This is a genomic window from Pseudomonas sp. NPDC077408 (assembly GCF_050269105.1).
Taxonomy (GTDB): Bacteria; Pseudomonadota; Gammaproteobacteria; order Pseudomonadales; family Pseudomonadaceae; genus Stutzerimonas.
Window position 1 is genome coordinate 944,730 of sequence record NZ_JBNNHS010000002.1, and the last position, 13,188, is coordinate 957,917.

Below are 13,188 nucleotides of genomic sequence, written 5' to 3' on the forward strand. Positions count from 1 at the left end.
GAGTGGCTCCGTCTGGACTATTCTAAATTCGGTGACCGCGCGCCATTTGCGCGGCCGTTGGCCCAAAGGAGCTCCTAGGCGTGGCTGCCGCCGGCCAGTAGATAATTTGGGAGACCTACGTAGCCACCTGTCACGGTGGAATCTGCAAATTTCACTACGCATTTGAACGAAAGCCTTCACGCCAGTGACCATGCTGGGTTTAGGCTATTTTCGATGCCAAACATTTAAGCCGAATCACAGATTTTTTTGCAGATTCCATTTCGTATCTTTTCTGTCTCCGATCAGCTTCGCTCGCAGCCATGCGTTCCTCCAAGGCCGCTTCAGGCCATGGCCGATAAGTTACTGCTGATGCAGACTAGGCCTATTTCGCGCCCCCAAGGACGAGTGGTTTGAATATCAGACGTGAGATGACCGATGTAGAGCTCTGCATCAATCTTGTGCCGGAGGCGGGAGAGCACTACCGCCGCGCCTTGGATGTGATGTTTGCCTATCCGGACTATGCAAAAACCCAGTTTCGGATTGTGGTTGAGCATTTGACCTCGATGCTGGCCAAGCGCTTCCAAGTGGAAATCGACCAAGCTGCTCTCTACGACGCAATCAACGAGCTATCCGCGAGCCAGGTTATCGACCATAGCCTGCGCTCTGATTTGCATGCCATTCGAAAAGCAGGAAACGCAGTAGTCCACTCAGGACAACAGCGAGGAGCCCCCACGGCAGGCTCAGAGACGTCAGGCAGCAGTGAAGCTCGTGGGTCAGGTGATCTGCAAGGCGCAATTGATGCTCGGAACACCCTGGTCGGGATATTCGAGAGCGTGTTTCTACTACTCAACAGAGGCGAGAAGCTACCGGCCATTAGCACCGTCGAAGTCGGAGATTTTACCAGTCAGCAGACACTCTGGAAGGCGGTCACGACCATGGACTTTGAGGCCAAAATGGCTGCTGGCCTAATTCTCGAAGCTCAGTCGATGTCACCGATAAACAGGAAAGCACTAATTATCGGATACAGCGAGGAAGCGCATAAGAATACGACTGTCCGAATGGCTGCTGAGCTGTACTGGGCAGCCGCTGAGATCAGTGCAGGGCTCGATAGGTTTAGATTCAGCGAAATCCATGCAAAGGGTGGGAAGGAGGCTTGCCTGTTTAAGCTGGCGAATACCGAGGCTCTATACCGATACGCCCAACTAACCTTTGACAAGAATGAGGGTGAGGAGAGTCATCGCCTAGGTGTAAAGGCATTGGCAATTGCAGCAACGCGGGGAGACCCCTCAGCCTGTGCGCTTTACGGTGATTATCTGCGTCAGAAGGGGCAGCTCGAAGATGCCTTGGCAATGTTTGAGGCAGCTGTGTCTAAGGGAGAAATCACTGCTTACGCTGGGTTAGCCTTTCTGTATCTCGAAATGGAATCGCCCTTCTACTCACCAGAGAAGGCTGAGCAGTGCCTTAAAGATGCTATCGCTAGAGATTGCCACCACTGTGAATACCTTCTTGGCCGCTGGCTCTATGAAGGCAAAGAATTGGAAGAAGACAAGGAGCGTGGCCTTAAGCTCTTAGAAGCTGCTGCCGAAAGCGGACATGGAGTGGCAAATAACTACATCAATCTTTGCGTGGAAGACCGATTCGCCAAGATGCTTCAGCAGCAGTTCCTGAATGCCCTTCCTTTCCTGGGGACTAACACCGATGCACCAAAACAGGGTCGGAACGAACCTTGCTCTTGCGGCTCGGGGAAAAAGTACAAAAAGTGTTGCGGGGCTTGATGGTACAGCCCTTCAGGCTTGCATCAGTGGCGTATGCCTCCATCGGCAAGGGCGATTAAAGGGTTAGATCAATCGCATGCTCAATGGCCTCGAAGCGACTGAACTGCCAACCGCCTATCACCCACCCGATTGAGCTCTCGCGCGCCTTAACAAATACTGGTTGCATATACAGTTATTTGTAGGTGTTTCGATGTCATGCCGGTAGGTGTGGGTATCAGCACGACCAAAACGTCGGCAAAGCTTGCCAACTGGGCGGCAAAGAAACGGAAAAAGGCACTGGAGGTGTCCTCGACCTGACAGACCCTATCCGTCAGGAAAAACTTATGCGCCTGGCTCCGGTGTCCGAAGTTTGAGGTGTAGGTCATCGCTCCGCTGCCAAGCTAGCCGCACTGAAGATTTCAACGGCATGGGATCTGGCCTGGCCCAGTTTGATATCGGCACACTGCGCAAGACCTTCGGCGTGACCATGGAGCGGACAGCACGTGAACTGCTAGGCGTGAGTTGTATTGGATTCAATGAAGACCCGCCACCGAAGGAGGCCATCTGTAGTAGCAAGATGTTCGGTGTGCGCCAAACAGAGCTGCCGCCTATTCGCGAAGCCATGGCGACGTATGTGACCAGGGCGGCTGAGAAACTACGCGCCCAGGGCTCACTGTGCAGCACGATTCAGGTAGGTCTTCAAACCCAACTGGCTGACCTGGATGGGCCCCGCTATGCAAACGCAGTGACCCTGGCTCTACCTTCCCCAACAGATGACACTAGGGAAATTCTGGCGCTCGCCCAGCGCGGCCTGAGCCAGATCTACAGACCAGGTTATCCGTTCTCTAAGTGCAGCATCCTGCTCATGGATCTGAACCATCGCGGCGAGCTCACTCCAGATCTCTTTGCGCCCAAACCGCGCCCTGGTGCTGACCAGTTGATGGCAGTTGTCGACCAGATCAACCAGCGGCAAGGCAGGAGCACGGTGCGCATTGGCCGTGTGCCGGCGAAGCCTGCCTGGGCGATGCGGAGGGAAATGCTGAGCCAGAGGTACACGATGCGCTGGGATGAGGTGGTCGGGGTGCGGGGGTAGACTTTCTTAGATGGGCAAAATCCGGTCGATCTAGGTCACGACTGGCTCAAAGCGGCCAGAAGCGGCCGGTTAGCAGCGCTCGTAACTGCGGCGCGTCGTCACCCCCGAACGCATTTGCAATGCTCGCACAGTCGACGCTCAGCGTTATTCGCGTAAGAAAACCTCGATGCTGCCCTGCTTACGCGGCTCAAAGATGCACCTCGCCGTGTAGCCGATCTCCGTACCAAAAACGTTCTTGGCATCAAAGTTTAAAAGCACCTGGACGTTCCCGGTGGTCTTGGCGGTCGTTGCACTGGTACCAGTGAAACTGTGGAAGTTGACCGAACTCGGGATGGTCGCGCTCCGTTTCGTCATGTCCCTACACGCAACAATGGCCTCACCTTCGTCCCAAGAGTTTTCTTCCTGTGTACGCACCTCGGCGCCGCTCTTAAGTTCAGCCTCGGTCAGGTAGATCCGGTTTTCGTTGGTGCAGTCAATGAAGAACTTGAGTGATCGCAGCGTGCTTTCGTCGCTGAGCTGGACATTCTCGACGTAGTCGCATTTTCCGCTGTCAATCACGCGCTCAGCCGCTGTGCGGCGGAAGCTTTTAATCTCCGTTAGCCGGCTGCGATATTTGGCCGTGAGCTTCGGATACTGTGCCGAAGTGTATTCGTCGATCGCGTAGTCTCGGATGCGAGTGGTGTAGTTCTCCTGGCGCTTCCGCTCGGCCTTGGCAGCGGCCTCCTTGGCTTCGAAGGCTTCCTTTTTCAGTTCGTATTCACCCTTGAGCGCGACCAGATCAGAATCAGAAACCGCGCTGTACTTTTCCATGATCGCTTTCGCGTCCGTAAATCGCTCTTCTTGGATGGCCCGACTTAGGTTTTCGAGGACCTCTAAGCGCTTCGCCGCGAACTCATTGGCGGCTTGAGCCTCTACCGCCAGCCTTTTCTGTTCGGTATCCACGCGACGCTGCTCGGCAACTCTCTGCCGCTCAATCGCCCGCTGCTTTTGCTGTTCGGCAAGGAGGGCCTGGCTCTCGTCGTAGACCGCCTGGGCATGCTGGAAGTAGGAGATGTTGGCCAGTAACACGATGCCCAGAATCGCCCAAATTCCGAGGTTGTATCGGTCGTACCACGGTGCTTTCTGTACCATTTTCTGGTGTGTCAGCGGGTTGAACACCAAGCCGGCAACCAGCATGAGCAAGGCCCCCACCCAGCCTTGGTGGATGGCGGTGTAGACCGCGACGGCGATGAACACTATCGAGAAAAGCCAGCGGGCCGGGATTAACAACTTTTCAGCCTCGCCGGCCGGCTGGATCGCGCCGGCTGCATACTCTTCGACAGGGAACTGACGGGGGAACACATCGCCGTCCAACAGTTGGAGAAGCATGGTCGTGGCGAATTGGTGGAAGACAGCCTGATCGGCCCGGGTCCTGATGAAACCCTCGACCTTCGGGCGGACGACCATAGTGATGAACTTGTCGACCTCAGCTTTCCACTTCGAGTCGTCGACGACCTGATATCCCTTATCTTCGACCAGCAAACCCGACTTGTCTTTCAGCTCAACGTAATGCGTTTCAACGGCGGCCATCACCGCCTTGCCGTAGGCGACCCCCTTTTTCTTGGTCTGCATCGCAGCCAGTTGCTCACGAGTCAGCCAGAAAAGGTAAGCACCCAGTGCCAGCAGCACCAGAACGAGATAGAGCTTGGGACTCATGCGGAACTCCTTTTCAGAGCATCTGTTTGTGGTTCTTTTGCGCACACACCATAGCATTCCGCCAGCAGCGGAAGCTCGCCTGCATGAGTAGTTGTCGTTACATATCCGAGCAAGCGTGGGGCTGTGGGAAAAGGCAAAAGGGGCCAGATTTACTTTCCTAACCTCAACGCCCGCTCTTGGCCGGTTATAGCCAGTCGCGAAAGGCCGGAGGGCACGTCATTTGCCAGACTCGGGGCCTCGGATCTGGAGCCGAAAAACAGTCGTAGGGAGCGCGCCGATTCAGCCCACGCTCTGAACGCAACGTAGTTCTTAGAGCGCAGCTTCCCAAGCAGAGTTGAGCTCCTCACTAAAGCGCTCCAGATAAGCCCGAAGTACATGATCCTGTACATCGAAGCATTGCTTAAGGATATACAGATAGTTGTTATGTTCCCTGAAGCCATAAGGTTCGATGAGGTGCATACGCATCACCCTGGCCAGCGGCGCCAAGTGCGTATGCTGCTCCAAGTCCCGTAGGGTGGTGAGCGCCACACCAAGTAATTCGTCCTTGAGTCGGCGGGGCACGCGCGGCGACATCAAGATGGCCTGGATAACACGGCCGATGGCCTCTGCAGCTTCGAAGGAAATGTAAATGTGATTGCCTTCGAGCTGATTGGGATGCAGCGCGTCGCCTGGCTTCGTCAAAGCTTCGGCATCCCTCACCCACACCGCAGTAGCGTCAACGATTTCGTAGAGCAGGTAGCCCAGCGGCGTTGGAAACTCATGGTTCTCGTCTTCAGGTCGAACTTCGCGAGCGCGGTCGACTAGGCGGCTAGCGAAATGAGGCATGTAGTGAAGCCACAAGTGGTCGGCGACACGCTGATGTAGGCCTTCCAGAACCATGATCCTGAAGAACCAGATCCCCGCATAAACCGGGTCGTGGTGCTTTCCAACATCTTGAAAGGTCAGCAGCCGCCCGTTGAGTTTCTTTTCGAGAGCATCATCTGCATCAATCCGCGCGAGTACGGCCTCGCCGACAGACCGGTAAACCCCGAGACGGGCTGCCACATCAACATCGGCACAGTAGAACCGCAAGATGCGGTTCTCATCAGGCAGCGCCAAGCGGTGTCCGCCCCCGCCGAAGTTGTCGTTGTTCTTGAGCTCGCTGTAGATGACGCTGGCCTCATTGACCAGTAGTGCGTCGAAGAACTCGTCTTGGAAGTCTTCCACAAAGTGCGTTGTGCGCTCCATGACCTCCATGCAGAGGTATGGTCGAGCGATGGCGAGATGTCCGATAAGGCGACGGGATGACAGCAGCCGCTTTATGACGATGGCGGCACGGCGCTGCACCCGCTGCGATGGGCCAACCATGTCGGCAAACCACTCGCGAAAACTGAACCATTTGCGAAATAGCCAGTTCGCCGGAGCACCTTCTCCTAACGAGATGGACCCGTCGTCTCGGAAGACGACTTGGAAGTCGGAACGCGGTGGGCGAATGGCGTTGGCCAAGCGGCTTCGCACGCTCTTCGACGCCGCCAGATTCAGCGCTGATGCGAGATGACGATGTAGCAAGTCGGCCAGCTCCTCGAGCTTCCCTGCGTGCAAGAGTGACGTGGTCAGGCCATCGAAGAGTCCGAGGTTCCACCGCGTAAGCCTCGTCCTGCGCGACCGCCAATAGACAAAACCAGCGAGGAGCAAGAACAGCAGATACTGGGTGACGCTCTTGTCAAAGCCCCACAACCAGGGGCCAAAGGTCGGAACCCCAAGTGCGGTGAGTACAGGCTGGAAAAAGAACCCATGGATGACTAGCAGCGCGGACCAGATAACCAGCCAGTCGAACCAATTCAGGCTCAACCGGAAGCTGAGCCTGGCAGTGCTTGGCACGATCGCCCACACCGCAGCGATCAAGCCCAGCATGGTGAGTAGTGCGCTAGTGTCGATGCCCGCAGGGTTCATAGGGTGATTCAACTTTGGGAATAGCTGAAGGGGGCCAAGGGCTTTACTGAAGCAGTTGTGGCAGTTACGGAGCAGCACCGTCGCCACGGCCACGCCGATGACATAGCCCAGCACTCTCCCTCACAGCCCATATTGCAGTTCGTCTGGGGGGTTAGGCTAAAAAGTCTCGCACGACTGGGGATTTGATGCTGCCGTAAGTTTACAGCCTCCCCGAAAGCAGGCACCAACGACAGACCGCTCCTGGCCGCTAGCTGCCGATGGTTAAATGCAGCTACCGGTTAATAGGCCAAGGCTCCGCCTACCACCGGGTAGGCACCAATTGGACCAGGGGACGTCTACGAAATCGGAGTCGACTCAAAAAGCCGTTCACTAAGCTGGCCGCTAGGGTTTTTTATTCAAGCGAGTATTGTTGCCCCACGCCCACAATCGAAAGGACCGAAGCATGGAAACGGCGTCAATCTTGGCCCAGGCGATCGGTGCCGTGCTGCTCAGCATATCGGTGGCTGCTGTCGTTGGATTTCTGCTGGCGAGGCGTTTGGACAACAGGCGCAAGTCATCCCGACCGAAAGATGGATACGACTAAATCTCCGAGCGGGAAATACTCGCGGGTAGTGGTAGCGACTCACTTGCACCCAACCTCCCACAGCAGATCTATGGAGGTCGTGTTAGACCGGCTCATCATCTCGCGCCGCGTGCCCCATTCAGGCGCCAACGAGCGTTGCGCCCCCATTTCGCATTTATCGCGTCAAGCCCCGCATGACCTGCTCGACCCTTTGTGGCTGAGCGTGGGCAAAAAGATCGTCGGTGAACTCGCCTCGCTGGCGCAAATCCAGCAGCAGAATCTCAGTCTTACTGACGCATCGGTAGCAGGCGGAATGAAAATGCGCGGTTCCATTCGCAGTTCCGTAACCCCACCCGCTATTCGCTCAGGCACCGCACGAGCACATCGCTTCCCCCTCGGAAACCTCTCCAACTTCTACGACTCCGCTACGCGACACGGGGGTGGGAAGCAAAAAAAAGCGCTTTTCTAATATCTGTAAGGAATGGGCCTCCGTTTTTTTGTCACGGAGGAAGTTCTCGCTAGCGTGCTACAGAGAGCGTGGAAGTTGGTGAAAGCCGCGTGCTTGCTGGGCTTCACAACTTCTACGAAGACGTGGATGGTGTTCCAACTTCCAGGCAGTTGCCATAACTCACTTCCACGACAAAAAAAATAGCGTGGAAGTAGGCTGGAAGCCCCGAAATTCGGGCTTCCTACAACTTCCACGCCAAAAGATCTCAATCAGGACCCTCCCCAACTTCTCGCGTCATCACTTCCACACCAGAAAATCATGATGGAAGTTGCCTGAAACGCCCGTCGCATGGGGCCTCAACAACTTCCATCGTGAAATTTTCCGCCGTTCTAGTGGGGTTAACTTCTCGCGCGAACGATCAGGGGCTGGAAATGACCGGTCGAAGTCGCTTGGAAGCCACGCAGGGCAAGGCTCTTCGCAACTTCTACGACGAAAAAATGCGTGTTTTTGCTGCCCCACGGGGGAAAAAGGGGGTTGGCATGCGCTTCCGGCGACCCAGAAGGCGTTTTCTGCAGCCGAAGCCTCCCGTACTTTACCGAAGGGTCTAACGGCACTGGATCACTAATCGCTACTGGTAGGGAGGTCAGTTTACGAACCAGCGACCAAATCGGTGGGTCGCCAAAACCGCTCCGACAACACCGATCCACTGGACGATCGCTGACCCACCCAGATGGGCTGCCACCTCATTGGCAGCACCGATTAGCAGAGTGATCATGATCAGAGTCAGCGGAATGCTCAGTAACTTCATCAGCACACCGCCACGTAGCGGGCTTGGCTGAGCGGCCGCATCCCAATGCTCTGACAAGCAAAAGGGGCAGCAGCTGGAGATTGGCCTTCCCCCACCAATTCGCCATCCTCTGCCGGCTGCAACGCTACGACTAAAAATTACCCGAGGGACCATCATCCGCTTACAGCGGTTACACAGAACGTGGGACATAGCAGGGTTCCTTGTGCCTGATGAGACAAGGCTATCAAGCGGCCAGCTGAACCCAAGTCCCTATGCTGGGCTACCCATACATTGCATCTAGGTAAGCTGCCCACTTCCCTAAATCATCACGCTTTTCTTTCAGATAGCTGTAACGGTCATAGTGCTTTGCTTGAACTCCGCTCCGGCCATGAGAAAGCAGCCATGCCCTTCGCTGCTCATCAACACCAAGCATCGCCAAATGAGTCTCAATGGTTGCTCGCATCGTGCGCCACGTGAACCTGCGAGTTAGGCCCTTTACCGACAGCGCAGATCCAATCTCTGAGAACATTTTTTGCGCAGTGTGCGCGGACATCCGTCTTGCTCCATCCAACGAAAAGGGACCTGATCCAGACCGAACCGTCAGCAACGGCTCAAGCACCTCAACTACCCTTCCAGAGATAGGTAGTAGATGGTCCCTGGGGGGAGAGCCTTTGCCGCCTTTGCAGTCGACCAAGCGAAGAACAGTGCCGTGTTCATGATCTTCTGAGAGATCAGCCCACGACGCTCGCAGTAGCATCTGCACACGCTGCCCTGCCAGATAGATCATTGTTTTGGCGATAGTCTGACGGCGACCAGGCAGGGCTTCCACGGCAAGCAATACTTCTCTCAACTCTTCAGCAGTTAGTGCTTCTGTATTCGCACGCTCCGCGCCTTCGATAGTAGGAAGATCCGCAACGGGGTTGAGTCCGAGCCCGAACATCACTGCATCGCCTTTTCTCAAAGGGTTCAGGTCGTGTTTCAAGCCGAATGAAAACGCAGCTCGCAGATTGGCCCGAAGGCGATTAGCCGTCGTCAACTTGCCATTGGTTGCGCTCGCCTGTGTCTTACGCCGCCCGCGCCCCTTGGATGCCGGTTTTCGGCTTATGCAATGACGCAGGATCTGAGAAATATCTTCTGGCTGGATATGTTTTGCCTTGGTCATTGCCAAAGCCGGGAATGCATCAATCACATCAAGCTGAAAAGCATTTTTTACGCTGGGAGCGCTTGTCTTACCTCGTCGAACCATGTCGTCGACGTAGGCCAACAACAGCTGTTCAAAAGAACCTTGGAGTGAGGCCTTGTGTTCGAGCCTCTGCTGCTCAGCTTTTTGCTGATGAATATGGTTTTCGTACGCTTCAAGAGAAGGGAAATCACGAGCTGCCGCAGACGCCCGCTCTGCTTCCTGGCGCCAGAACGCTAACCCCTTGATTTGGCCCTCTGCAGAAAGCTCTCCAAACTGACCGAGCTTCTTGCGCTCCTGCCTGCCACCTCGACGTACCGCAAGATAAACCTCAATTCCCCCATGAGGGCGCCGCTCTAGGAGCATTGAGCCAGACCCGCGCACGCCTAACTGCTCAGAAAATGTACGCGTGGGTGTAGCCACCCCATCTTTCTTAATTGCCCCTGTTACAGCCCAGCTTTTAGCCTGAGCATCCGTAATTTTGTGCCCCAAGTTGAACGCTCCTATGCCGTTGCGCTCAACACTTTGCTCAACACTCATATGAAAATCAATGGAATTTGCAGAAAGCACACGAAATGCTAAAACGCTCTAAGTCATTGATTTTTATTAGTTCTTGTACTTCATGAAGGCGCTTGAAATTTCAAAATCGAAGACTTGTAATCAGTAGGTCCCGAGTTCGACTCTTGGTGCCGGCACCATACGAAGAAAGGCCCACAGCGATGTGGGCCTTTTTCGTTTCTGCGACGGGCTAGCAAGAGATCGGAAAGGTCCCCTTCAAGACGAAACTTTTATCTCTCATGCGCGGCGATTCCTCCATAGCTAGCGGCCCAGAAGTACGTTTTCCGTGCGTACCGCTCTGCGTACCAATGCTTGCGTACCAGTTTCCCGTCCTCGCCGCTCCGTGATTCAGCGCCTCGGTTACGAGGTACCCTCTGCAGGCTGCGTCTGGCATCATCCTCGCCACGATTAAAGAGCCGTATCAGCATCTGTGGCTGAAGGCGCGAGACAATTGAAACAGGGAGAGCTTCAATGAGCGCAAGCGATGTCATCGACCTTGCCAATGATGCGCTGGGCACATTTCAGGAGATCGAAAGCCGCGCTACCAAGAAGCTGGCCAACCGTGGCAGCGATGCCGCAGGCGCCTTAGCGGCTATCAATACCTTCAACGGCTCAGTAGTTGTTGATCGCATTAACTCGATAGCTGACGGGGAGACCCAGTCGCTACTCAACCTCGTTCGCGAGCCTGCCATTTCACGGGTTACCGTTGAAAATGACGATGGAGAGGTCGATACCTACTACATCTGTCGTACGACCGGAATTTCTCTGAGAGGCGCCAAGCTCGCAAGCTATCGCTCCGATTTTGGAAGACTGGCCTCATACGATGCTGGCGAGGAAGTAGAGGTCCGGGTCGGTGGCATGCAGGTTTGGCTGCGCATCCTCGAGAATCTGGAGCTAAGACCTTGCAGGGCGGACAGCCAGTGGGACTCCGTCGGCGGTGTCTGGCGACGCGAAGATGAAACACCCCAGACCATACCGTCGCTACGCAAGCTGATCACGCCATCAGATCAGGATGACTTTACGGGCATGCTGGCAGGCGACGCTGACGAACAGAGCGTGTTCGAAGGCCTGCGGCACCAGATCCGGAATGCCATGGCGCTCCGTGATCAAGCGATCCTGGACAAATTTCAAGATGACATCTTCCGCCTGCCGATCGACCGCCAGTTGATCATTCTTGGCCCCCCGGGTACCGGCAAGACCACCACGCTGATCAAACGCCTGGGGCAGAAGCTCGACTGGGATGCGCTGGACGAGCATGAGCGTTCGCTGCTGGACGCTGCCCATTACCGCTCCCGCTGGGTAATGTTTACTCCTTCCGAGCTGCTCAAACATTATGTGAAGGAAGCCTTCAGCAGAGAGAACATTCCCGCCTCCGATGAGCATATCAAGACTTGGGCCAAGCGCCGTCATGAGCTAGCAAGGTCCGTATTTGGGATCTTGAAAACCAATACCGGCGGCACCTTCATTCTGAAGGAAGACCGTCATCATTGCGGCACAGAGGTCGTCGGCGATCCATGTAGATGGTTCGATGCCTTCCAAACGTTCCACCGTCATCGCATCATTGAGTCCTTACAGGAAGGCGCAACCCTTCTGCGTGACGCTACTCCGGAGCATGCCCGACCAATTGTCGAGCAGCTATTGGGAGTGGTTCCAGGACTTGAGTCAGAACAGCTTCTCGGTGCCTATGCCGCTTGGAATGGTCTGGAAGATCGGCTCGAGCCGCTGCTCAAGACAAGCCGTGAGAAAACGGAAAGGCTGATCAGGGAACAAGGCAACCTTCTATACAACAAGAACAAGACGGTGTTCTCTGAACTGGCCAGCCTTCTGGACACCATAGGCCAAGCTGATGATGAGGATGAAGACGGGGCTGAGTTTGATGATGATGTGACAGAGGATACGGCACAGCCCTCGCGCAACGAGGCCCAGAAGGCTGCCCAAGCCTACCGGCGCTTCCTGCAAGCCTATGCCCGCAGCCGCTACCGTGGACGTAGCCTGGGCAAGGGCAGTCGCGCTGCGCGCATCAGGGACTGGCTTGGTGACCGCGTTCCATCGGATGACTGGCTCAAAAACCTGGGTGGCGAAATGAGTTTCCAGAACGCATTACGCCGCTTCCGCAATGCATGGAGGCGCTACGTTCTGGATGTCCCGGCCAGCTATCGCGCGTTTCGCCGTCAATGCCTGGCTGACCAACAGTACGGTTATCAGCGTCCTGAAAACGCGGCTCACATCGATGCCATCGAGCTCGATGCTATCCTCCTTTTGATGCTCAGGGCTGCTCGTAAGTTGATCCAGCAGGACTTCGTTAAACGCAACCTAGATCAGCCCAAGTTCTTTGAACTGGCCAGGATCTCGAACCAGTTCCAATACCAAGTGCTGGTCGATGAAGCAACAGACTTTTCGGCGCTTCAGCTCGCTTGTATGGAAAGCCTGAGCGATCCCCGTACCCAGTCATTCTTCGCCTGCGGTGACTTCAACCAGCGGATCACCGGACATGGGCTACGGAGCCTAGAGCAGTTGCAGTGGATCTCTGATGGCCTGCAATCCCGCCGCATTAATACGGTGTACCGCCAAAGTCGCATGCTGAACGGATTCGCAAGTGAGCTGCTTGGTCTTATGGGCGGCGATTTGGAAGCCTCCGGAAGCCTGCCCGAACACTCTACACACGAGGGAGTGATGCCTGTGCTGGCTGAGAACCTTGAGGCGGAGGCTGTCTCCAGCTGGGTGTCGGCTCGGATTGGCGAGATTGAACGAATGGTCCGCCAAATGCCGAGCATTGCCGTCCTGGTCGCCTCGGAAGATTATGTGAAGCCGATGGCCGAAGCCCTGACGGTGCAATTGGAGAGCATCAGCCTGCGTGCGGTTGCCTGTGTTGACGGCCAGTCCTTGGGAGACGAGACGGACGTTCGGATATTCGACATCCAACACATCAAGGGGCTCGAGTTTGAAGCGGTCTTCTTTGTCGGAGTTGACGAACTCGCTGTGGCGAAGCCTGAGCTTTTCGAGCGCTATTTGTATGTTGGCGCAACCCGTGCCGCAACGTATCTGGGTGTGGTCTGCAATCAAGTACTGCCCACTGGTTTGTCGGCACTCCGACCGTACTTCGTCGAGCATTGGTAACCCGTTATGAGGAGCGTGCCGACGGCCTGCCCGGCAGGCTGCCAAGCAGGCACGGTTTCCGTGCGTATCAGCTTTGAGCACTG

Annotated in this window: 7 protein-coding genes and 1 pseudogene; 3 read left to right on the top strand and 5 right to left on the bottom strand. The window is 55.6% G+C overall.

Annotation, left to right across the window (positions count from 1 at the left end):
- The first annotated feature begins 389 nt into the window (after positions 1–389).
- Positions 390–1,754 (top strand): DUF4145 domain-containing protein, encoded by a 1,365-nt coding sequence (locus ACQKEK_RS09275; RefSeq protein ID WP_499142185.1) that lies wholly within the window; start codon positions 390–392, stop codon positions 1,752–1,754.
- A 406-nt stretch (positions 1,755–2,160) separates the two neighbouring features.
- Positions 2,161–2,826 carry a DUF4113 domain-containing protein gene (locus ACQKEK_RS09280; RefSeq protein ID WP_499142186.1) on the top strand — a complete coding sequence of 222 codons (666 nt, stop codon included), beginning with the start codon at positions 2,161–2,163 and terminating at the stop codon, positions 2,824–2,826.
- A 144-nt stretch (positions 2,827–2,970) separates the two neighbouring features.
- Here the strand turns inward: ACQKEK_RS09280 and ACQKEK_RS09285 are convergent, their stop codons facing one another.
- The 5 genes and pseudogenes from ACQKEK_RS09285 to ACQKEK_RS09305 form a co-directional block, all read right to left on the bottom strand.
- Entirely contained in the window at positions 2,971–4,521 is a 1,551-nt protein-coding gene (locus tag ACQKEK_RS09285) for a hypothetical protein (protein WP_499142187.1), read from the bottom strand.
- Positions 4,522–4,830: 309 nt separating this feature from the next.
- Positions 4,831–6,567 (bottom strand): hypothetical protein, encoded by a 1,737-nt coding sequence (locus ACQKEK_RS09290; protein ID WP_499142188.1) that lies wholly within the window; start codon positions 6,565–6,567, stop codon positions 4,831–4,833.
- A gap of 508 nt (positions 6,568–7,075) precedes the next feature.
- A pseudogene (locus ACQKEK_RS09295) lies at positions 7,076–7,307 on the bottom strand (DUF4113 domain-containing protein); the annotation flags it as partial.
- A gap of 799 nt (positions 7,308–8,106) precedes the next feature.
- Positions 8,107–8,271 carry a hypothetical protein gene (locus ACQKEK_RS09300; RefSeq protein ID WP_499142189.1) on the bottom strand — a complete coding sequence of 55 codons (165 nt, stop codon included), beginning with the start codon at positions 8,269–8,271 and terminating at the stop codon, positions 8,107–8,109.
- Positions 8,272–8,530: 259 nt separating this feature from the next.
- Positions 8,531–10,000, bottom strand: a complete 1,470-nt coding sequence (locus ACQKEK_RS09305) for a tyrosine-type recombinase/integrase (RefSeq protein WP_499142190.1) — start codon at positions 9,998–10,000, stop codon at positions 8,531–8,533.
- A 459-nt stretch (positions 10,001–10,459) separates the two neighbouring features.
- Here ACQKEK_RS09305 and ACQKEK_RS09310 point away from each other — a divergent pair, with 459 nt between their 5' ends.
- Positions 10,460–13,105, top strand: coding sequence for an ATP-binding domain-containing protein (locus ACQKEK_RS09310; RefSeq protein ID WP_499142191.1), 2,646 nt, complete (start codon positions 10,460–10,462; stop codon positions 13,103–13,105).
- Positions 13,106–13,188: the final 83 nt, after the last annotated feature.